The organism is Streptomyces sp. CNS606 (assembly GCF_000426325.1).
In genome coordinates this window covers 843,177-864,680 of sequence record NZ_KE384521.1, presented here as the reverse complement: position 1 = coordinate 864,680, position 21,504 = coordinate 843,177, and the positions used below count along the sequence as shown (strand labels likewise).

General features: G+C 73.4%; 13 protein-coding genes. 1 reads left to right on the top strand and 12 read right to left on the bottom strand.

The genetic code is table 11. The features are described from left to right. Positions 1–124 precede the first annotated feature (124 nt). On the bottom strand, positions 125–928 hold the full coding sequence (locus K304_RS0124590) for an exodeoxyribonuclease III (protein ID WP_027765878.1): 804 nt from the start codon (positions 926–928) through the stop codon (positions 125–127). Between the two features lie 143 nt (positions 929–1,071). Between K304_RS0124590 and K304_RS0124585 the strand changes: the two genes are divergently transcribed. Next, positions 1,072–1,545, top strand: coding sequence for a GNAT family N-acetyltransferase (locus tag K304_RS0124585; RefSeq protein ID WP_027765877.1), 474 nt, complete (start codon positions 1,072–1,074; stop codon positions 1,543–1,545). Here the strand turns inward: K304_RS0124585 and K304_RS31105 are convergent. From K304_RS31105 to K304_RS31085, 11 genes are all read right to left on the bottom strand, one after another. Continuing rightward, on the bottom strand, positions 1,527–2,282 hold the full coding sequence (locus tag K304_RS31105; protein WP_037791575.1) for an HAD family hydrolase: 756 nt from the start codon (positions 2,280–2,282) through the stop codon (positions 1,527–1,529). The genes K304_RS0124585 and K304_RS31105 overlap by 19 nt on opposite strands. A gap of 102 nt (positions 2,283–2,384) precedes the next feature. Then, positions 2,385–4,097, bottom strand: a complete 1,713-nt coding sequence (locus K304_RS31100; RefSeq protein ID WP_078529637.1) for a hypothetical protein — start codon at positions 4,095–4,097, stop codon at positions 2,385–2,387. Between the two features lie 106 nt (positions 4,098–4,203). After that, on the bottom strand, positions 4,204–4,941 hold the full coding sequence (locus K304_RS31095) for a TRIC cation channel family protein (RefSeq protein WP_078529636.1): 738 nt from the start codon (positions 4,939–4,941) through the stop codon (positions 4,204–4,206). Between the two features lie 277 nt (positions 4,942–5,218). Beyond that, the gene (locus K304_RS0124560) at positions 5,219–6,190 is read right to left on the bottom strand and encodes a serine/threonine dehydratase (RefSeq protein ID WP_027765876.1); all 972 of its coding nucleotides are present in this window, start codon (positions 6,188–6,190) and stop codon (positions 5,219–5,221) included. Between the two features lie 99 nt (positions 6,191–6,289). Further along, positions 6,290–7,042 (bottom strand): alpha/beta fold hydrolase, encoded by a 753-nt coding sequence (locus K304_RS0124555; protein ID WP_027765875.1) that lies wholly within the window; start codon positions 7,040–7,042, stop codon positions 6,290–6,292. Then, entirely contained in the window at positions 7,039–8,427 is a 1,389-nt protein-coding gene (gene lat / locus K304_RS31090) for an L-lysine 6-transaminase (RefSeq protein ID WP_078529635.1), read from the bottom strand. The genes K304_RS0124555 and lat overlap by 4 nt, the downstream gene beginning before the upstream one ends. 141 nt (positions 8,428–8,568) lie before the next feature. Then, positions 8,569–8,772, bottom strand: a complete 204-nt coding sequence (locus K304_RS0124545; protein WP_027765874.1) for an MbtH family NRPS accessory protein — start codon at positions 8,770–8,772, stop codon at positions 8,569–8,571. 58 nt (positions 8,773–8,830) lie between these two features. Next, on the bottom strand, positions 8,831–10,480 hold the full coding sequence (locus K304_RS0124540; RefSeq protein ID WP_027765873.1) for a cyclic peptide export ABC transporter: 1,650 nt from the start codon (positions 10,478–10,480) through the stop codon (positions 8,831–8,833). After that, positions 10,477–17,232: a non-ribosomal peptide synthetase gene (locus tag K304_RS0124535; RefSeq protein ID WP_027765872.1), complete on the bottom strand. Its 6,756-nt coding sequence runs from the start codon at positions 17,230–17,232 to the stop codon at positions 10,477–10,479. Before K304_RS0124535 ends, K304_RS0124540 begins: the two co-directional genes overlap by 4 nt. After that, positions 17,229–20,417: a non-ribosomal peptide synthetase gene (locus K304_RS0124530; protein WP_027765871.1), complete on the bottom strand. Its 3,189-nt coding sequence runs from the start codon at positions 20,415–20,417 to the stop codon at positions 17,229–17,231. The genes K304_RS0124535 and K304_RS0124530 overlap by 4 nt, the downstream gene beginning before the upstream one ends. Then, positions 20,414–21,484, bottom strand: coding sequence for a TauD/TfdA family dioxygenase (locus K304_RS31085; protein ID WP_051308783.1), 1,071 nt, complete (start codon positions 21,482–21,484; stop codon positions 20,414–20,416). The genes K304_RS0124530 and K304_RS31085 overlap by 4 nt, the downstream gene beginning before the upstream one ends. Positions 21,485–21,504 lie beyond the last annotated feature (20 nt).

Sequence of the window (21,504 nt, the reverse complement as noted above, 5' to 3'; positions counted from 1 at the left end):
TGGGCAGGCGACGGTCCCGCCGGCGCGCTCAGTGTCGCCCGCCGGGGCGCACCGCCGCCACCGGAACAGCGTCCCGCCACGTTCCCCCGCTCCCGCGCCCGCAGGGGCGCAGCCACGGCTCCGGTCAGGGGCCGAACACGACCGTGACCGGGGCGTGGTCGGACCAGCGCGTGTCGTGGCTCGCCGCCCGTTCCACGTAGGCCTTCAGCGCCCGGCCGGCGAGCCCCGGCGTGGCCATCGCACAGTCGATGCGCCAGCCGCTGTCGTTGTCGAACGCCCGCCCCCGGTACGACCACCACGAGTACGGCCCGGTCTCCTCCGGGTGCAGCGCCCGCACGACGTCGGTGTAGCCGCCGTCGGCCGGATCCAGGACCCGGTCCAGCCAGGCGCGTTCCTCGGGCAGGAAGCCGGAGTTCCTGCGGTTGGCCCGCCAGTTCTTCAGGTCGGCCTCGCGGTGCGCGATGTTCCAGTCGCCGCAGACCAGCACCTCGCGGCCGTCCGCCGCCGCACGTGCGCGCAGCTCCCGCAGGTACGGCAGGAACGCGGCCATGAACCGCTCCTTCTCCTCCTGCCGCTCCGTCCCCACGTCACCGGAGGGCAGGTACAGGCTGGCGACGGTCACGCCCGGGAGGTCCACCTCGAGGTAGCGGCCCGCGTCGGCGAACTCCGCCACGCCGAAGCCGGTCCGCACCCGCTCCGGCTCCCGGCGCGTGAGGAGGGCCACACCGGCGCGCCCCTTCACCGACGACGGCGCGTACACGGCGTGCCACCCCTCGGGCTCCCGCACGGCGGCCGTGAGCTGGTCGCGTTCGGCCCGCACCTCCTGCAGGCACACCACGTCCGCGTCGGTGGCCGCCAGCCACTCCGCGTAGCCCTTGCGGGCGGCGGCGCGCAACCCGTTCACGTTCACGGTCGTCACGGTCAGCATGGAGGGCACCCTACGCGTCCGCCGGCCGCGCTCCCGCCGGTCCCCACGCGGGTCCCCGGCGGGACGATCCGCACCGCATCGCCACCCGCGTCGCCCCCCGCCTCGCCACCCACGCCGCAGGTCGGGCGGCCTACGATGCACCCATGCAGATACGCCCGGTCCGCTACGACCACCCCGACGCACGCAAGCTCGAAGGCGTCGTGCAGGAGGAGTACGTCGAGCGCTACGGCGAGACGGACGTGACACCGCTCGCGCCCGAGATGTTCGACCCGCCGGGCGGGCTCTACCTGCTGGCGTACGACGAGCGGGACCGCCCCGTGGCGACCGGCGGCTGGCGCGCCCAGGACCGCAACGAGCAGGGCTACCAGGACGGCGACGCGGAGATCAAGCGGATGTTCGTGGTCCGCGCGTCACGCGGCAAGGGCCTGGCCCGGGGCATCCTCGCCGCCCTGGAGGACAGCGCCCGCGAGGCCGGCCGGATCCGCATGGTCCTGGAGACCGGCATCCACCAGCCGGAGGCCATCGCGCTCTACGTCTCCGAGGGCTACGCGCCGGTCACCAAGTTCGGCCACTACCGCTTCCACGACGAGAGCCGCTGCTACGCGAAGGTGCTCTGACGCCTGCCCGCCGACCCGGGCAACCCGGCCAGCCGCAGCACCGCGTCCAGCCCGCGCCGGCTCCCCGGCACCTGGCCCGCGGGAAGCACGTAGGAGCGAAGGCCCGCCGCGGCCGCCCCACCGTCCTTCGCCGGGACGTCGCCCACCATCAGCGCCTGCCCCGGCGTCACGCCGAGCACGTCGCAGGCGTGCCGGAACAGCACCGGGTCCGGCTTCTCGGTGCCGTGGTCGCAGCTGTGGACCCAGGCGCCGACGGGGCCGTCCAGCCCGTGGTGGGCGAACGTCGGCCGCAGGTCCCAGCCGACGTCGCTCACCACGCCCACGCCGATCCCGGCCACCGCCAGTGCGCCGAGCGTCTCCCGCGTGTCGGTGTACGGCACCCAGTGCGCCGGCGTCCGCAACTGGTCGTACAGCGCCCCCGCGACGGGCGCCAGCTCCGGCGCCGAGCCGTACCAGGTGGTGAACGCGTGCCGGTGCGCGGTCGCGGAGACGTCCCGGGCGTGCTGCGCGGCGACCACGTCCGGGTCGGTCAGCCCGGCCTCCAGGCCGCCCAGGATGCGGTCCATCTCTGCCTCCCCCACCGGCCGCCCGAGCGCCGCGCGCACCCGGTCCGGGTAGGGCGCCATCTGGAACAGCGTGCCGGAGAAGTCGAACAGCACCGCCCGTACCGGCTCCACGGGCTCCGCGCCCCGCGGCCGTATCGGCCCCTCGGGGCCGGTGACGAAGAGATCAGCCATCGCAGCTTTGTACCAGCGCGCGGCGGAGACGGCCCCGGAAACGCGTCGAAGCTCCCACCCGGGCAGGGTGGGAGCTTCGACGGGTGCGCGAGTCGTCCCAGGTCAGGCGGTGGCGTCGTCCGTCCGGACCGTGGCCGGGACGGCGCGGCGCCGGCGGACCACGAGCAGGGCGCCGCCTGCGGCGAGCAGGGCGAGCGCGAAGCCGCCCAGCGTCATCGCGCCGGTGCCGGTGAGGGCGAGGCTGCCGCCGTCGGTGTCCGTGCCGGCGTCCGCACCGGAGTCGTCGGCGCCGCCCGCGGCGCCGCCGTCGGTCGTGGCGTCGTCGGAGCCGCCGGAGCCGCCGTTCCCGGAGCCGTCGTCGTCCGGGCCGCCCGTACCGGCGGTGTCACCGGGCGTCTCCTCGTCCCCGGTGCCGTTGAGCACGATCCACCCGGAGTCGTTGCCGGGCTTCGCCTCGTTGGGGTCCTCCCAGCCGGGGAAGGACGCCTCGCCGAGCGCGCCCTCGATCACCTCGTCGATGCGCAGACCGAAGGTGAACTCGCGCGTGGTGTTCTCCACGAACGGCGTGTCGCCGCCGCACCAGAAGCTGACGACGCGGCCGTTCTCCCGGTCCTTCGGGCTGCAGTCGGCGGGCGTGTTCACAACGGTGGCACCCTCGGGGACCTGCACCGTGAAGTCGACCGGCTCACCGCCGGAGCGGAGGGCTCCGATCCAGGCGGGGCCGCGGTTGTGCAGCGTGACGGTGGCCTGGACCGTCTCGCCCTGGGCGCCCTTCACCCGGTCGCCGACCAGGTCGAGGTCGTAGGTGTTGCTGGAGGGCAGGTCCACCTCGGCGTAGGTGACGTACGTGCCGCCGCCCTGCACCGGCTCCAGGGTCAGCTTCTTGCCGCCCCCCTGCCGGTAGGTGCCCGCGCCGCGCAGGTTGCCCGCGTCGGCGGGGTCGAGGGCGGTGAAGCGGTACGCGAAGGTGTCGCGCAGCGCGAAGCCGGCGGCCTTCACCTTCACCGGCGTGGCGACGCGGTAGGCGGCGCCCGCCTCGAAGGTGCCCTCGAAGGTGCAGAGCGCCACGTGCCGCATGTGGATGAGGTTGTCCTCGTTCTCCTTCGCGTAGGCGCAGTTGGAGAACTTCTGCGGGAAGGTCAGGCCGCGGGAACCCGTGAACCGGAGGACCACGCCGTCGGCGGCGACCCCGCCGACGTTGCGGAACGCCATTCGCGCCTTGAAGACCTCACCGGCGGCGAACCCGTCCGGCTCCACGGGCCGGCGCATCCGGAACTCCGGTCCGCCCACCAGCACGTCGACGGTGTGGCGGGTGAACTCCAGGCCCTCGCCCTGGCCGGTGACGACGATGGCTCCGGTGTCCCCGGCCGCGCTCTCGCCGCTCACGCCCAGGCCGATGCCCCAGTCCTGGTTGGCGACCTCGCCCGCGTAGATCTCGTAGCCGGAGCAGGTGGCGACGAGGCCCTCGGCGTCGCAGGGCAGGTGGACGTCGGCGACGCCGTCGAGCGCGGTCGCGTCGATGGTGACGGTCCAGTCGCCCTGGTGGATGGGGTGCGAGGTCCCGTCCCCGTCGGGGTCCGGATCGCCGGGGGCGCGCAGCCCGATCTCGAACGACGACTCGCCCGGCGGCGGGTCCTGCGCCTGCAGGGACAGGGCGTAGCTCTCGGGTCCGGTGAAGGACACGGGGACCGTGGCACCCGGTTCGTCGGTGTCCTCGGCCTGGGCCACACCGGCGGTGGTCGTGGCCAGCAGTCCGGCGACGGTCAGGCCGACGAGGGCGCTGCGTCTCCGGCCGGGGCGCGCGTCGCGTCGCACACGTACTCCTCGGAAATTCGGTGTTCTCACGTGCAAGGGGAGCCCACCGCGCGGGCTCCGCGGTGCATGACCTCCGAACACCCGGCCGAGTTGTACGGCCGCCCGGTCACGCTTCGGTCTCGCCGCCGTCCTCGCGCCCGAGCTCGTCCTCGCGCCGTACCTCGTCCTCCCGGCGACGCAGGCGGTCCAGCGCCGACAGCGGCCGCCAGTCGCGGTCGCCGGGCAGCACCCACACGCGGTGCAGCGCGGTCAGCCTCACCAGCGTGCCCACACCCACCCCCGCGACGATCCCGATGGTCGCCGCGCCGAGCTCCGTGCAGATCACCATGACGCCGCTGACCAGCAGCGCGACCGTGGCGTACAGCGGGCTGCCGTTGAGGAGGATGCCCGGGGTGGTGCCGAGCAGGAGGTCGCGTACGGCGCCGCCGCCGACGGCCGTCGTCATGCCGAGCAGCACGGCCGGCAGCCAGCCCAGCCCCGCCGCGAGCGTCATCTGCGCCCCCGCCACCGCCCAGAAGCTGAGCACCGCGGCGTCCAGGACGTTGAACACGAGCCCGGACACCTGCCGGCGCAGGTCGATGGCGAACGCCAGCATGCTGCCGGCCACCGCCACCGGCAGGTAGGCGTAGTCGGTCAGGGCCACCGGGGGGCCGTTCTGGAGCAGCACGTCGCGGATCACGCCGCCGCCGAGCCCGGACACGACACCGATCAGCAGGAAGCCGAGCAGGTCGAGCTTCCGCCCGCGTGCCAGCACCCCGCCGAGGAGCCCGTTGGCGAACACGCCGGCCAGGTCCAGCACACGGGTCACCTCACTCACCGACTCCGGTGACAGCCAGTCGGCCATGGTGCCGCGCTCTCCTTCTCCCGCCCCGCTCGATCCGTGCCCCCGCACGCTATCCCCGCTCACCGCACCCGGCGAACTCCGGACGGCGGGCCGCACGCCGTGTGACGCTGCGGCCATGGGCCTCGACGAACTGACATCCTGCACCGGCACGTCGCGCCGCTGCCGCCGGGAGTGCCGTACGAGCCGCAGCAGTACCACGCGCTGATGGCCGAGAACGGCGTCCTCACGCCCTCGGCCCGGGAGGCGTCCAAGACCGCTGCCGCGCTGCGCCGCGCCCTCAGCGCGGGCCGGTGAGGTCGGAGGGGTCGGTGTTGGCGCCGCAGAGCACCAGGCAGACGTGTTCGCCGGGGGCGGGCCGGTAGGCGCCGGTGCGCAGGGCGGCCCCGGCGGTGGCCGCGGCGTGCTCCACGGCGAGGCGCCGTTCGTCCCACAGGGCCTGCCGGGCGGCGACGATCGCCTCGTCCGGCACGAGCAGCGACACCACGTCCGCCCGCTGGGCCCAGTCGACGGCCATGGACGTGGCCCGGCGCGCGCCGAGGGCGTCGGCGGCGACCGACCGTACGGGGACGTCGACGGGCGACCCCGCCTCCAGCGCGGCGTTCAGCGCCCGGCAGTGCTCCGGCTCGGCCGCGACGACGCGGATGCCGTGCTGGTGGGCGGCGGCCGTGACACCGGCGAAGAGGCCGCCTCCGCCCACCGCCACCACGACGGTGTCCACGTCGGGGCGTGCGTCGTGGATCTCCTCCAGCAGGGTGCCGGCGCCTGCGGCGATGTGCGGCAGGTCGTAGGCGTGGCTGGGCAGGGCTCCGGTCTCGGCGGCGAACTTCCGCGAGGCCTCCAGCGCGTCGGCGTACTCGGTGCCCACCTGCCGTACGTCGGCGCCGAGCGCGTGCAGACGGGCGACCTTGACCGCGGGTGCCGTCTCGGGCAGGAAGACGGTGGCGGGCACGCCGTGCCGGCGCGCCGCCCAGGCGCAGGCGAGCCCGGCGTTGCCGCCGCTCGCGACGACCAGGCCGGACGGCGGCAGTGTCCCCGCCTCGGCGTGCGCGGCGGCGAAGTTGGCGGCGCCGCGGGCCTTGAACGAGCCGGTGTGCTGGGCGAACTCGTACGCGAGGGTCAGCCGCGCCTCCCCACCCCCGGAGTCCTCGCCCGCGCAGGCGAGGGGTTCCGGCGCGGACAGCGCCACCGGCCGGGTGTGGCCGGCGATCCGCGCGCGGGCGGCGGTCACGTCGGCGTAGGAGAGAGTCACGTGGCGGCTCCGACGGCGGTCGCGGGTGGTGAGTGCTTCACCTTAGACGCGTGGCGACCGCCGTCGCGCGCGGTCCCGCCTGCCCTCCGGCCGGGGAGGTCAGCGGGCGGGGCTGCCGACGAGCTCGGGCCCGGGGGCGAGCGGCATGCGGCGAGGCAGCGAAGCCCAGACACGAGGGGTGAAGAAGTGGCCGCCGGGGAGCGTTTCGAAGGTGGCGGTACCGTCGGTGACCTGCCCCCAGCCCTGGTGCTGCGGAGTGACTTCGTCCCGTCCGGTCATCACGTGCAGGCCTGCCCGCAGGCGTTGCTGCGGGTCATGACGGTATTCGGCGTAGGCCGCCAAGTCCATGCGTAGCATCTCGACGGCTATGGCGCACAGTTCGGGATCGTCGAGCACATCCGGGGTGGCTCCGCCGGTGCGGCGCAGCGAAGCCGCCAGTTCGGCGTCGGGAGCCGCGGCGAGCGCGGCCGCCCGAGTGCCGGTGACGTACTGCGGAGCGACGTGCCCGGACAGTACGAGGCTCTCCGGGGCGGGGCCCGCGCCACCTTCCAGTCGCAGCGCGACGTCATAGGCGGCCAGGGCACCCATGCTGTGGCCGTAGAGCAGGTAGGGGGTCCGGACTTCGGTGGCAACGGTGTCCGCGCAGTCGGCGATCAGCCCTTGCCAACCGCCGCGTATCGGTTCCCCGTAGCGGAACTCCCGGCCGGGGTAGCACAGGACGCGGAGTTCGATGTCGCTGGGGAGTTTCCGCGCCCAGGCGCGGAAGCCGGTGGTGCCGCCTCCGGCGTACGGGAGGCAGACCAGGCGGTGGGTCGCCCAGGGGCGGGCCAACGGGGTGACGAGCCGTCTCATCGGGCCGCTCCCGAGGGGACCGAACCGGCGGCGGCTGCGACCGGGACGTGGACGGACGGCTCCGTAGGCTGCTCCACGGTGATTTCCTTGAGCACCGCGCGCAGGGCGTCGAGGGCGAGGGAGAGTTCGGCCTCCGTGACGGACAGCGGCGGGCGCCAGCGCAGTTCGCGTTCACCGGAGCCGAGGAAGATCACCCCGTGCTCGTCGAGCGCGCGGCGCACCACGTCGTCCCGGGTTGCGCGGTCGCGGAGCGTGAGGGCGCACATCAGGCCGCGTCCTCGGGGGTCACTCGCCAGGTCGGGGTGTGCGGCGGCGATGTCACGCAGTCCGTCGAGCAGGTGGGCGCCGGTCTCCCGGGCCTGGGTGAAGAGCTGCTGTTCCTCGATGATCTCGATGATGCGGGTGGACCGGACCATGTCGACGAGGTTGCCGCCCCAGGTGGAGCTGAGCCGGCCGGCGGCGCGGAAGGCGTTTGAGTCAGCCTCCCGGACACGGCGTCCGCCCAGAACGCCGCACACCTGGCTCTTCTTGCCGAACGCGATCAGGTCGGGGCGCAGGCCGAGCGTTTCGCTGGCCCAGCGGTCTCCGGTCGCGCCGAAGCCCGTCTGCACCTCGTCGGCGACGAACAGCGCGTCGTGCTCGTGGCAGAGGTCGGCCATCGCGGCGAGGAAGCGTGGCCGCAGGTGGCGGTCGCCGCCCTCGCCCTGGACGGGTTCGAAGACGAAGCAGGCGATCTCGTCGGGGTAACGGCGGAAGGCGGCACGGGCGGCGTCGAGTGCGGTCCGCTCCTCGTCGAGGAGGCCGGGCTCGTCCCAGCGGCTCATGTCGTTGACGGCCGGGCTGGGTATGCGCGGCCAGTCGAACACCGGGAAGTCGCGAATCTTGGCGGGGTCGGTGTTGGTCAGCGACATGGTGTAGCCGCTGCGCCCGTGAAAGGCGTGTTCCAGGTGCAGCACGCGGGAGCCGCGGACGGCGACACCGCGGGCGGCGTTGTGCTGCGTCTTCCAGTCGAACGCGACCTTGAGTGCGTTCTCGACGGCGAGCGCGCCCCCGTCGATGAAGAAGACGTAGGGCATGTCGTCCGCGCCGAACACGCGCAGGAAGGTGTCGGCGAAGTGTGCCTGTTCGGTGGTCGCGAAGTCCGGGTTGGCCGGCTTCGTGCGGCTTGCCGCCAGCAACGCCTCGTCGAGTTGCGGGGAGTCGTGCAGGCCGGGGTGGTTGTGGCCGAGCGGCGCCGAGGCGAAGAACATGGCCATGTCGAGGTAGCGGGAGCCGTCCTGCCGGTCGACCAGCCAGCAGCCGTTGCTGGCTCGGATGTCCATGACGATCCGGCTGAAGTCGCCGGTGACGCGGTCGCGCAGAACGTCGAGCGTGGTGCCGCTCATGTGGGTTCCTCCGTTGTCGTGCAGGTGCCGATGGATGGGGCGGGAGTCGACCGTGGGGGGCTCCGGTTCTGTCCGAGGGTCCGGGGTCGGCGGGCCGGTGGGTCGGCGGGCCGGTAGGCGGGTGGGTCGGGCCGGAGCGGCTCAGGCTCCGGCGGCCTCCTGGCGCATCCGGACGCTGCGCGGGCGGATGTCGGTCCACACCCGGTCTATGTGTTCCAGGCACTCCTCCCGCGTGCCGCGCGTGCCCTCGCGGTGCCAGCCGGCGGGCAGTTCGCGGTCGGCCTCCCAGATCGAGTACTGCTCCTCGTCGTTGATCACGACGTCGTGAAGGGGTGTTTCGGACACGGGTGTCTCCTCGGTGTAGCGGGTGGGAGCGGGCCCGACGGCTCGACGGGCCCGGTGGTCAGACGGTGGTCGCGGCGTGTGGTGCCGCCTCGGACCGGACGTCCTCGGTGCCGCGGTCGAGCTTCAGGATGCGGTCGGCGATGTCGAAGAAACGGTCGTCGTGGGTGATGACCACCACGGTCTTGCCCTGTTCCCGCAGGTGCGGCAGCACGACCGTGTAGAAGAAGTGGCGGAACTCCGGGTCCTGGTCGGCCGCCCACTCGTCGAACAGCAGGATCGGCCGGTCGGAGAGCAGGGCGGACACCAGTGCCAGGCGCTTGCGCTGTCCGGTGGACAGGGCGGTCGTGGAGAACTCGCCGTCCCGCACCTGCACCTTCTGCGACATGCCCAGCTCTCCGAGCAGCCGGTTCGCCTCCGTGTCGTCGCCCCGGTGCGCGGGCAGCGTGCGGAAGAGGTGGACGTCGGAGAAGACCCCGGCGACGCTCTCCCTCAGGGTTCCCAGGCGCTCGTCCGTCACCGGAGTGCCGTCCAGCAGGATGCGGCCGGAGTCGGGGCGGTAGAGACCGCAGATCAGCTTGCCGAGGGTGGTCTTGCCGCTGCCGTTGCCGCCGATCAGGCAGGTGAGCGTGCCGGGACGGAAGTCGATGTCGATCGGCCCGACCCTGAAGCCGGAGTCGTCCGCCGTGGCGTAGCGGAAACCGACGGCCTCCAGGGTGAGCCGTGCTCCAGGGGCAGGACGGTCACCGCCCGGGACCGGGGGCTCGGTGGCCGCCGGTGCGGGCAGGTCCTTCTCGTCCCCGAGATCCAGCGCGTTCAGCGAGTCCAGGGCTGTACCGGCCCGGCCGAGCGCGGGGACCAGGTTCAGCACGGTCACCAGCGGCGTGTTGATGTAGAGCACGGCCAGGGTGAAACCGGTCAGGTCTTCCTCGGCGATACCGAGAGCCGGGCCGGAGAAGAGCATGATGCCGATGCTGGCGAGGAACAGCAGCTGTCCCCATGATCCGCCGACGGTGTACAGGGCCACGCCCCGGGTGGTGTCGCGGACGAGAAGACGGCCGGTGGCGCCGACGCCGCCGTCGATGACGTCGCCGCGGCGGGCGCGGTCGAGCTTCAGTTCCTTGGCACCGCGCACCACGCTCTCCAGATGACCGTGCATGACGTCCTGGTGCGCACGGGCTCGGCGCAGGTGGACGCCGGCCCGCCGCACCGGGAGCTGGTAGAGCACGAGTCCGACCAGCAGGATCGCCACCATGCCCAGCAGCACCTTCAGCGACAGGATGCCGATGTAGACGAACGCGCCGACCACGATGGCGCCGTTGATCGACAGCAGTGGCACGCTGCTCACGGCGCTCGTGATGACCTGCACGTCGTCGGTGAGCGCCGACTGGAGCCGCGAGGGGCCTATGGTCTCGATCCGCCTCAGACCGCTGTCCAGGATGCGGGAGCACAGCTCGGTGCGCAGGGTCTGGATGGACCGCTGGGCGAGACTGATCAGAAGGACGGCCGACACTGCTCCGGCAAGGAGGACGGTGAGCGCGGCGGCGACGAAGCCGGCCACGAGCAGAACTCCCGGTTCGGACAGGTTCTGCAGCGTCGCCTGGAGCACCGCGATGAGCGCCACGGTGGCGGCGCCGGACAGCAGGCCCGCGATCATGGCGGCGATCACGGTGGCACGTGACCGGCTCGCGAGCAGGGAGACAAGACTCATCTCTGGTCGTCCTCCAGGGCGGGCCGGCCGGCGGTTCCGGCCACCGTCCCGATGTCGTGGGGATGGGTGTCGGCCGGGTCGGCGTCCCCGGCGGCGTGGTTCTCGTCCGAGGAGGCCCCGGGGGCGCCCGCGGTGGGCACCGGTCCCGGTGTGATCCCGGTCAGCGGAACCTCGCCGGCCGTTACGGCGTCGCCGGTGGTGTTCGCGAGGGCGGTGCGGACGATCTCGGCGAGGCCCGCGACGGTGAAGTCCGCCATCACCTGCCGCATGGGCAGACGCAGGCCGTAGTCCTGCTGGACGCGGAGCAGGAGACGCGTGGCGAGCAGCGAATGGCCGCCCACTTCGTAGAAGTGGTCACGAACGCCGAAGCCCTCGACACCGAGAAGTTCCTGCCACAGGGCCAGCAGGCCGCGTTCGGTGTCGTCCCTCGCCGGCGCGGCCTCCTGGCCGTTCCCGAGGAAGTCGCGCACGGTGGGCACCGGAAGAGCGCGGCGGTCGAGCTTGCCGCTCGGCGTCTTCGGGATCTCACTCACCGTGCACACGGCAGCGGGCAGGGCGTGCCGGGGCAGCTGCCCGGCGAGCCGTGTGCGCAAAGAACTCCGGTCGAACGCCTCCGTCGCCGGCACGATCCAGGCGACCAGGCGGGGGTGCTCGCCGCCGGCGCCGTGCACGAGGACGACGCACTCCGCCACGTCGGGGTGTTCGACCGCGCGGGCCTCGATCTCACCGAGCTCGATGCGGTGGCCACGGATCTTGACCTGGTTGTCGGAGCGTCCGAGGAACTCGAGAAGGCCGTCGGCACGGTGCCGGGCCAGGTCACCGGTCCGGTAGAGCCGGGCACCCGGAACGTCGCTGAACGGGTCGGGCACGAAGCGTTCGGCGGTGAGGCCGGGGCGACGCCAGTAGCCCTGCGCGACCTGGAGGCCGCCGATGTACAGCTCTCCGGTGGCGCCCGGAGGCACCGGCCGCAACCCCGCGTCGAGCACCCAGACGCTGGAGCCGGGGACAGGACCTCCGATGGGAGCCCGAACGCGGCGCGTGGCACGCGCGGTCAGCTCGGCCACGGTCATCAGGACGGTCGCCTCTGTCGGCCCGTACCAGTTCAACACCGTGCAGCCGGGTGCCGACGGGCTGTCGAACCAGTCGGCGAAGCGTGCCGGCACCACCTCCTCGCCGGCCAGGAGCAGCGCGCGAAGACCGATGCCGGTACCGGACTGCCGGTCCACGGCGGTGAGTTCCTGGGCGATGGTGGGAGTGGTGGCCAGCATGGTCACACCGGTCTTCCGCAGTTCCTCCCTCAGCGCGGACGGATCGGCGGCGGTCTGTGCGTCCACCAGGTGGATGCGCGCACCCGCGACGAGGCCCGCGAACAGTTCCCACACCGACAGGTCGAAGGTGAAGGTGGAACGCACCGCCACCACGTCCGAGGGCTCCGGAGCGATCACCGTGGCGGACGCGCTCAGGTAGGTGAGGACGTTCCGGTGGCTGACGGCGACCCCCTTCGGGGTCCCGGTGGAGCCGGAGGTGTAGATGACATAGGCCAGGTCCCCAGGCTCCGGCATCTCGGGGGTCGCCTCCGTGGTGCCCGCGACGTCGGCGGCGGGCTCCGCGCCCGCGTCGTCCGGTGCGGTGAGGGAACGGACGGTCACCCCCGCGTCCGTGAGGACGTCGAGCACCGGGGTGTCGGCGTCCGTCAGGTGTGCGGTGAGCGCGGTGCGGCATGCGGAGTCCCGGACGAGGTGCGCGATCCGGTCCAGCGGCAGGTCGGGGTCGATGGGGACGTACCCCGCGCCGGCCTCCATCGCGGCGAGCACCGCGGCGACGAGGCCCGTGCCGCGCCGGGCCGCCACGGCGACCAGGTCGCCGCGGCGCACGCCCGCCGCAGCGAGCAGCCGTGCCCCGTGCCGGGCGCGCGCGACCAGCTCCCGGTAGGTGAGGGTGCCGTCCGGGCCACTCACCGCCACCGCTCCGGGCCGCTCGGCCGCGACGTCCGCGACCGCGCCCGGGAGGGTACCGGCCGGCGTCCGAAGGTCAGGACCGACAGCGAGTGCGGCGGCGGTGTGTTCGTCCTGGTGGAGCAGGCTGCGCCGGTCGTGTGGGGCGTCGGGCTCGTGGGCGAGGCGCCGCAGCGCCTCCGCGTACATGTCGCGCAGCCTGGCCGCCCACGCGTCGGACACCCGGTCGGCGTCGTAGGCGAGCATGAGGCCGAGCTCGTAGTCCGGCGGGTGCACCGAAAAGGTGGCCATGACCGCGTAGTTCGTGTCCTCCGCCGATGCGGGGTGGTGGTCGACGAGTTCGACGACGCCGGCGTCCAGCACCTCACCGAGCGCGTGGAACCGGACGAAGTTCACACCGACGTCGAACAGGGTCTCGTTCCCCAGTGCACGCTGCACGGTCACCAGCGGAGTGTGCCGGCCCTCGAGGGTGGCGCGCTCTTGGACGAACACCCGCCGGGCGAGTTCGATCCCGCTGCCTCCGGGCACGGACACGGACACCGGCAGCATGTTGATGAAGAGGCCGCGCATGTCCTTGGCCCCCGGCTGGTCGGGACGTCCGTGGAGCACCATCCCGGTCACGGGGTCGTCGACGCCCAACGCCTCCGCCAGCACCTTGAGGTGGGCGGCGACGGCGAGGCTCTTGACGGGCATGCCCTCGCGTCGTGCCGTCTCGCTCAGCCGGCGCGACGTGTCGGTGTCGATGTCGACGGGGAGCCGGCGCACCTCCGGCATGCCGGCGGAACGCAGGTCGGCGATGGACCGCGGTTCCGCGTCGGCCAGGCGTGCCCTCCATGTCGCGGCCACGTCGGGGCCTGCCGCGGCCCGCTCCAGCTTCACGAAGTCGGCGTACCGGGACGGGATCGCGGGCCAGCGGTCGGCGTAGTCGGCCGCGCCGTCGAGTAGCGCGGCCTGCCGGGCGAGGATCTCCGCGAGCGTGGACGTCCAGCTCCACCCGTCGAGGATGGCGTGGTTCTCGCTGACCGTCAGCTGGAACTCGTCCCCGCCGAGGAGGTGCACGGCGAGGCGGTAGAGCGGGGCGGTGGCGAGGTCGAGGTGGACTTCCCGCTCCTCGGCAACGAACTCGTCGATCTCCTCCTGCTGTTCGTCGTCGCTCAGGCCGGAGAGGTCGGTGACGGTCAGCCGTGGCCGAGCCTCCCGGTGCACGACCTGCATCGGCTCCGAGTAGCCCTCCATGTGGACGGAGGTCCGCAGAACGGCGTGGCGCGCCATGGTGTCGGCGAGCGCCTGCCGCAGCGCCTCGGGGTCGACACGGCCGCGCAGACGTACGCTGACGGTGTTGTGGTAGAGACCGGCCTCGGGGTTGAGGCGCAGGTGGTAGAGCATGCCGGACTGCGTGGCGGTGAGGGGATAGGCGTCCTCCGCGTCCGCGGGGAGCGCGGCCCGGTCCGGAGCCCCGATCATCTCGAACGGTTCGGCACGCACCAGCGGGGTCGCTTCGGCGGGGGACAGTACCGCAGCGAGTTCGGCGACGGTCTGATGACGGAAGACGGCGTGCACCTGCGTCTCGTGACCGAGAGCACGCAGCCTGCCGGTGATCTCCACCGCGCGGATGGAGTCGCCGCCGAGGGCGAAGAAGTTGTCGTGGACGCCGACTCGTGGGGCGCCGAGTACCGCCTCCCAGACGCCGGCGACCGCCTGCTCCTCCTCGCTGCGCGGCGCGACGTAGGCTTCCGTCGCGTCGAGCCGGCTCGCGTCGGGGTCGGGCAGGGCGCGCCGGTCGGCCTTGCCGTTGACCGTGAGCGGGATGTGCGACACCGGCACGAACGCCGCGGGGATCATGTAGCGGGGCAGCAGTGTCGCCGCGTGGTCCCGGAGTTCCGCGACGCCGGGCAGTTCGTCGCCGGCCGGCTTGAGCCAGGCCACGAGCCGGTCACCGCGCTTGCCCGCGAGGGCCTCTTCGACGCCGGGGTGGGAGGTCAGCGCGGCCTCCAGTTCGCCGGTCTCGATGCGGAACCCGCGGATCTTGACCTGGTCGTCGGCGCGGCCCCGGTGTTCGAACCGCCCGTGTGCGTCGACGCGGCCGAGGTCGCCCGTGCGGTAGAGGCGGGCACCGGGAACCGCCGAGAACGGGTCCGGGACGAAGCGTTCTGCGGTGAGCGCGGCTCGGCCGCCGTATCCCCGGGCGAGGCCGGCGCCCCCGACGTACAGCTCCCCGACCAGACCGGGCGGCAGCGGATGGAGCGCGTCGTCCAGCACGTACAGGGCCAGGTCTGCCAGCGGGCGTCCGACGGGGCTTCCCGGACCGTCGGTCACGGTTTCCGCGGTGACCCGCCCGTACGTGGTGTGCACGGTGGTTTCGGTGATGCCGTACATGTTGACCAGCTCGGGGACCGTGTCCCCTCGGTGCTCCAGCCAGGACCGCAGCACGTGCGGCTCCAGCCGTTCCCCGCCGAACACGACGTAGCGGAGGGCGAGACGGCGGCGGGCACCGTCCGCGCGGTCCGCCTCGGCGAGGCCGCTGAAGGCGGAGGGGGTCTGGTTGAGGACCGTCACCGCCTCGCGGTCCAGGAGCTCCAGCAGGTCGGGGGGCGAGGTCGTCGTCTCCTGGGGGACGACCACGAGCGTGCCGCCGTGCAGCAGCGCGCCCCAGATCTCCCAGACCGAGAAGTCGAAGGCGTAGCTGTGGAACAGGGTCCACACGTCGTCGGGGCCGAACGTGAAGTGCTCGCCGGCGGCTTCGAACAGGCGGACCACCTGGGCGTCGGGGACGACGACTCCCTTGGGGCGTCCGGTCGACCCGGAGGTGTAGATCACGTAGGCCGCGTCGTCGGGATGGCGGGCCGGAAGCTCCGTGGGCACAGCAGAGGGATGCGGCCCGCCGTCGTGCCCGTCGAGCCGCCCGGGCTCCTCGGCCTGCTCGGCCTGCTCGGCCTGCTCGGCCGCGGTCGTCCGGAGGCGGCCCGCCTCGTCCAGAGTGACGCGGACGGGACCGTCCGGCGGGGAACCGGTGCCGTCCGTCACGAGCAGCGTGGCGGCGGAGTCCCGCACGACGTGCCGGACGCGCTCGACAGGATGGCCCGGATCGATCGGCACATACGCCGCACCGGCGCGCAGCACCGCGAGCAGTGCCACGACCTGCGCCGGGCCGCGGGCGAGCAGCAGCGGTACCCGGTCGCCGGGTCGTACGCCGCGGGCGACGAGGTGCCGTGCCAGGTCGTCGGCACGGCCGGCCAGGGTGGCGTAGTCGATCCGCTCACCGTGCCAGCGGAGCGCGGTGTTTCCGGGGTGCCGCTCAGCGGTCCGGGTGATCACCGTGTCGAGCGCCGTCCCCGCACGGGGACGGACGGCGGGGCCGGGCAGCTCACGTCTCCGGGACATGGGCAGCATCCGTACGGGCCGGTCCGGGGCATCGAGCCCGGCGGAGAGCAGGTGGACGAACGCCTCCAGCAGCCCTCGCGCGGTGGTCTCGTGCAGCAGGTCGGAGTCGTACTCCAGCATCAGTTCGAAGGCTTCGCCGCGGCTCGCGACGCTGAGCGTCACATCGGTCTTGCTGGTGCCGGTCTCCACGGCGACGGGGGTCATGCGGGCCGGCCCCAGGCTGAGACCGGTGCGGTCCTCGCCGAGGAAGGTGAACATCGCGCCGAAGAGCGGGCCCGCTTCGCCGTCCGCGAGCTCCGTCGCGATGTTGCCGAGGGGCAGGTGCTGGTGGTCGAGCGACGCGGCCACGGCGTGTGCGGAGTCCCCGGTGAGGTCCCGTAGCGACGCGTCGTCGCGCAACGTGCTCCGGAGCGGCAGGGTGTTGAGGAACGGACCGACTACTCCGACCAGTTCGGGGCGGGTCCGGTTCGCCACCGGCACCCCGACGATCAGGTCGTCGGCGCGGCTCGCCCGGTGCAGCACGGCGCGCCAGGCGCCGAAGAGCACCGCGAAGACGGAGGCGCCGGAGTCCGCGGCGAACTTCTCCACCCGGCCGCGCAGCGTCGCTCCGGTGTCGCGCACGAGGTGACGGCCGCGGTGGCCCCGGGTGTCCGGCCGAGTGCGGTCGAGTGGCAGATCCAGGCCGCGGGGGGCTCCGTCCAGAGTCTGCCGCCAGTGTTCCAGGGAGTCGTCCCGGCTCGGCGGATCGGTCCGCCGCGTGTGCTCCCACCAGGCGAAGTCGAGGTAGGAGCCGCGGGGGTCGCTGCCGGCGGGCGGCTGGGGGGACGTGGTGGGGAGGGTCGCCGCCCGGTAGGCCTCCGTGAGTTCCCGCACGAGGATGCTGACGGACAGCCCGTCGACCACCAGATGATGGAAGGCGACCACCAGCCGGTGCCGTTCGGGAGCGAGGACGACGAGCAGTGCCCGTACCAGACGTCCTCCGCCCGTGAGATCGAAGGGCTCCCGCACCTGCTCGTCGGTGAGGGCGTCACGGCGCCGTTCCGCCTCCGCGGGCGGCAGCTCGGACAGGTCTGCCCTGCGGAGGCCGGGGAGCCGGTCGCCGAGGACGGCGGAGGGCCGTCCTCGGACGTCCGACACCTGCAGCCGCAGCCCTTCGTGCCGTCCCAGCGCAGTCCCGTACGCGAGGGTCAGCGCCTCGGCGTCGAGGGGGCCGTCGATGTCGAGGACGGCGGGCACGGTGTACGCGGTGCCGGTCGCATCGAGGGCGTGCGCGAACCACAGCTGCGCCTGGGCCTCGGACAGCACCACGTCGGCGGGGTCGGGGCGGCGGCGCAGTCCGGGCCGGGTGTGCGTCGGCCGGGCACCGCGGGCGGCGACCGCCCGGCGGGCCCGTTCCAGACGTCCGAGGTCGCTCATGGCTGTCTCTCCTCGACGGCGTCGTCGACGGTGGGGGCGGTGGTCTCGTCCTCGTCGCCCAGCGCGGCGTAGGCCTCGGCGAAAGCGCTGACGGACCCGTCGTGGTCGTGTCGCAGCAACAGCTGGGCCTGGCTCTCGACCGTGGTGGCGGCCAGGAACTCGCGCAGCGGAATCTCGATCCCCATCAGTTCACGCATCCGCGCCACGGTGTGCATCGCACGGATGGAGTCGCCGCCGAGCGTGAAGAACCGGTCGTGCACCCCGATCCGGTCGAGGCCGAGCACGGAACGCCACACCTCGGCGACGACCTCCTCCAGAGGGGTGCGCGGTGGCCGGGCGGTCTCGCCGCTGCTACGGAGGTGGGCGGCCCGCGGGTCGGGCAGGGACGCGCGGTCGACTTTGCCGTTCACGGTGAGCGGCACCCGTTCCACGGGGACGAACACCGAGGGCACCATGAAGGCGGGCAGGGTGGACGCGCACAGGTCGCGGAGGCCGTCGGGGTCCGGCGTTCCCTGCTCGCCGGGCACGATCCAGGCGACCAGCCGGTCGTCGCGGACGGCTGCGACGGAGGCCGTCACCTGGGGGTGCCGTGCCAGGACTCCCTCGATCTCGGCCGGTTCCACGCGCTGGCCGCGTACCTTCACCTGGTCGTCCGCCCGCCCGAGGTAGTGGGGCCGGCCGGACGCACCGAGGCGGACGAGGTCGCCGGTGCGGTACAGGCGAGCTCCGGGCACCGGGGAGAAGGGGTCGGGCAGGAAGCGCTCCGCGGTCAGGGCCCCGCGTCCCGCGTAGCCGCGGGCGACGCCGGCGCCCCCGACGTACAGCTCCCCCACGGCACCCGTCGGCACCGGCCGCAGCGCGTCGTCCAGGACGTGCAGGGAAGCGCCGCCCACGGGCTCGCCGAGGTCGACGGAGGCGGGGTCCGTCGGCTGAGGAGCGGCGGAGGCGTTCGCGGTGGTCTCGGAAGGCCCGTACAGATTCCACACGCGGGTGCCGGGCAGCAGTTCTCCGGTGCGGGCGATCAGCTCGGGTGTGAGTGCCTCACCTCCGAGCAGCAGGGTCAGAGGGGTCTCGCGGCGCACCGCAGCGGTGTCGAGGCCGTCGAGCGTCTCGTGCCACAGGCGGGGGACGGTGTTGAGGGTGGTGGTCGTCGGGTCGGTGACAGCCCGGGCGAGGACCTCCACCGGGTTCTGTCCCGGCGCCGGAAGCCGCACCGTACCGCCGAGGGCGAGCGGGGCCCAGAGCTGCTTGAGCGAGGCGTCGAAGACGGGGGCCGCGGATGCCGGGAGGACGGTGCTCGCCGTGACCAGGCCGGTGTCGGCCAGCCAGCCGAGGTAGTTGACGATGTTCCGGTGGGTGACGGCAACCGGCTTGGGCCGTCCGGTCGATCCGGAGGTGAACAACAGGTAGGCCAGGTCGTCCGGCAGGCACCGTCCGGCGTCCACGGGTCCGTCCTGCGCCGTGGCGGGAGCGTCGACGGCCACGACCGGCACCCCCTCGCCCCCGTCGCCGACGCTGTGGAGTTCCGGTTCCGCGTCAGCAACCACGCAGGCCTGCGCGCCCACTTCGGCGAGCAGGTCGCGTACACGAGCGTCCGGGTCCGCCGGGTCGACCACCAGGTAGGCCGCACCGGCGAGCAGCACCGCGAGCTGCGCGGTCAGACGCTGGAAGGGGTCGGCGATCCGGACGGCGACGACCCGCTCGGAGGCGACGTCCCGGGGGCGCGCCGGGCCGCCGGCAGTCGTGAGCTGCGCGGCGCACGCCCCGGCACGGGAGACCAGGTCGTGGTAGGACCACTCCTGTTCCCCGCAGCGGACCGCGACGGCGAACGGGACGTCGCGGGCCGTGGCGAGCACCAGGTCTGTCAGCGTCCGGTCCTGCCAGGCGACCGCGGTCGGAGTCGCCGCGGTACGGGCCGCGACCGCGGGCTCGCCGAGGTCCGCCCGGCCCACGGTCGTCTTCGGGTCCCGCCGGAGTGCACGTGAGACGGCTGCGACGGCCGCCAGCAGTCGTCCGGCGACGTCCGTGCCGAGTCCCGAGGCGTGCACGCCGTCGAGCGTGAGGTCCGTGCGGTCCGGGTACGACACCGCGTGCAGGTGCAGCCCTGCCGGGGATGCGGTGGCGGTGAGGAGCTCGGCGGGCGAGCCGGCGCTGACGGTGGCGTGCGAGAAGGCCAGGGGCCCGGCGACGCGCGAGAGGTCCGTGATGAGTTCGGCGGTCTCGCGCTGTACCGCACGGGCGGCGCGCACACCGTCCAGTACGTCGGTCAGCGGCCTTTCGCCGTCGAGCTGCTGCCGTAGGGCGGGCCAGGCGGACAACGGACCGGGCACCGAACGCAGTTCGGGGACGGCCCGGAGCGAGTTGCGGACCCGCACGGTCACCGTGTCCACCCCGCAGAACCGTCGCAGCACGACCAGCCAGGCGGTCAGCAGGAGATCGCCGATGTCCTCGGCGGAATCGGTGCCGTCGGCGGGCAGGTCGTCGAGAGTCGTCCGGGCGGCAGGCGTCCCGGCGGGCGCATCGTGCGTCCCGGGCGTTCGTCGTGGTGCGAGGGCGCGCAACCGGACCAGCAGGTCGTCGTCCTCCACGACCTCCTCGCCGTCGTCGAGTTGGCCGGATCGGGCCGTTGCCGCCTCCGGGTCGCTCAGCACCTCGTGCAGCCACTCGGCCACGTCGGCGTACTGGGGCGGGGCCGACTCGCCGTCCGCACCGTCCGCTCGCTCCGCACCGGTGCCGGCCCCGTCCGTGGCGCCGCCCGTCCCGTCCGTGGCGCCCGGCGTGGCGCAACCAGGAGGGCCCGAGGCGTGGTCGGCGAGCGCCTCGGCGATCAGCAGCAGCGACTCGTGGTCCAGGCACCGCGCCCGAGCGGTGACCTCGATGCGGCCGTCGTCGGGCAGCAGTCGCGCCGACCAGTCGTCGCTGCCGCTCCGTTCGTTCCCCGGAGGCGCGATCTGCTGCAACGGCGGACCGTCCGTACCGGAGCCGGTCAGCGTGGTGCGCAGCACCTCGTGGGTCTCCGCCAGGGCTTCCACGGCGGCGGCGAGCCGTTCGGCGGTGACGGCGGCCCGGGGCCGTACGACGGCGGTCAGAACGGTGCCGTCGGCGAGGGCGTCGCGCTGGTGAGGACCGGTACGCAGCGTCTCCTCGACGCCCGTCGCGGTGAGGGCCTGGTTCTCGGGGTTCATCGGACCGCCTCCCCGTGGTTCTCGGTGCTGGTACGGCGGGTGCGCGGACCCGACCAGTCCCAGCCGCCCGCCATGGCGACGCGGATCTCGCGGTCGCCGGTGAAAGGGGCACGACCGTGTGCGACGAGCATGTTGTCGACGAGGAGAACGTCACCGCGCTGCCAGTCGAACGTGGTGGTCTCCGCCGCGAACGCCGCCCGGATCGATGCGAGATCGTCCGTCGTGAAGCGCGTGCCGTCGCCGGCCTCGGTGGTCTTGGGCAGCCGGTCGTGCCCGAGTTGCCGGACCATCTCCGCAGCGAGCGCGTCGCCGACCGTGCTGGCGTGGAAACTCGTGGCCTGGTTGAACCACACCCAGGCGCCGCTCTCCGGATGGCGGGCGACCGCCGGACGGAGAGCGACCGTGCGCAGGTGGTCGTCCGCGACCCGGGTCACCTCCGTGTGGGTACGCTCGGCGTAGTCCGCCAGCCCCTGCTCACCGCAGCCGAGGGCGTCCTGCCAGGCGATGCCCACGCCGGGCGTGTAGTTGCGCACGTACCGCACACCGTCCCGCTCCAGGCGGTCGGCCAGGCCGACGGGCACACGCCGGAGCACGGCGCGGGAGTCGGCCAGCGGGGTCTGCCCTCCGGTGGCCGGCGCCACCGCACACGCGAAACCGAGCACCCGGGGCCACGTCCAGCTGTAGCAGCCCTCGTTGTGCATCTCGATGGTCTGGTCCGCCGGGTACACGGTGGACGAGTAGACGCCCTCGTCCAGGGCGCTGCGGGGTGTCGCGCCGTCCTCGTAGTCCAGTACGCCGTCGCCCGCGACACGCTCGACGACGGTGCGGAGCGCCGCGGCGCCCTCGTCGAACCCGCGGAAGAGCACAGCCCCGGTGCGGTGCAGGTGTTCGCGCACCAGAGGTGCGTGTGTGTCCGCCCAGACGGACAGCGGGACACCAGCCGTCGTCGGGGTGGCGAGGACGGGCAGTGCCGGAGGCTCCATGGCACGGAAGACGACGGCGTCGGTGTCCGTGAGCGAGCGGCGCCTGCCCGCCCGCAACGGTCTGGAGGACGTGCGAAGGGACATCAGTGGTGGCTCCCCGTTGT

What these genes read in the sequence shown, in the direction of transcription:
- K304_RS0124590 (WP_027765878.1), bottom strand. Translation starts at nt 928, where the DNA reads ATGCTGACCGTGACGACCGTGAACGTGAACGGGTTGCGCGCCGCCGCC.
- K304_RS0124585 (WP_027765877.1), top strand. Translation starts at nt 1,072, where the DNA reads ATGCAGATACGCCCGGTCCGCTACGACCACCCCGACGCACGCAAGCTC.
- K304_RS31105 (WP_037791575.1), bottom strand. Translation starts at nt 2,282, where the DNA reads ATGGCTGATCTCTTCGTCACCGGCCCCGAGGGGCCGATACGGCCGCGG.
- K304_RS31095 (WP_078529636.1), bottom strand. Translation starts at nt 4,941, where the DNA reads ATGGCCGACTGGCTGTCACCGGAGTCGGTGAGTGAGGTGACCCGTGTG.
- K304_RS0124555 (WP_027765875.1), bottom strand. Translation starts at nt 7,042, where the DNA reads ATGAGACGGCTCGTCACCCCGTTGGCCCGCCCCTGGGCGACCCACCGC.
- lat (WP_078529635.1), bottom strand. Translation starts at nt 8,427, where the DNA reads ATGAGCGGCACCACGCTCGACGTTCTGCGCGACCGCGTCACCGGCGAC.
- K304_RS0124540 (WP_027765873.1), bottom strand. Translation starts at nt 10,480, where the DNA reads ATGAGTCTTGTCTCCCTGCTCGCGAGCCGGTCACGTGCCACCGTGATC.
- K304_RS0124535 (WP_027765872.1), bottom strand. Translation starts at nt 17,232, where the DNA reads ATGAGCGACCTCGGACGTCTGGAACGGGCCCGCCGGGCGGTCGCCGCC.
- K304_RS0124530 (WP_027765871.1), bottom strand. Translation starts at nt 20,417, where the DNA reads ATGAACCCCGAGAACCAGGCCCTCACCGCGACGGGCGTCGAGGAGACG.
- K304_RS31085 (WP_051308783.1), bottom strand. Translation starts at nt 21,484, where the DNA reads ATGTCCCTTCGCACGTCCTCCAGACCGTTGCGGGCGGGCAGGCGCCGC.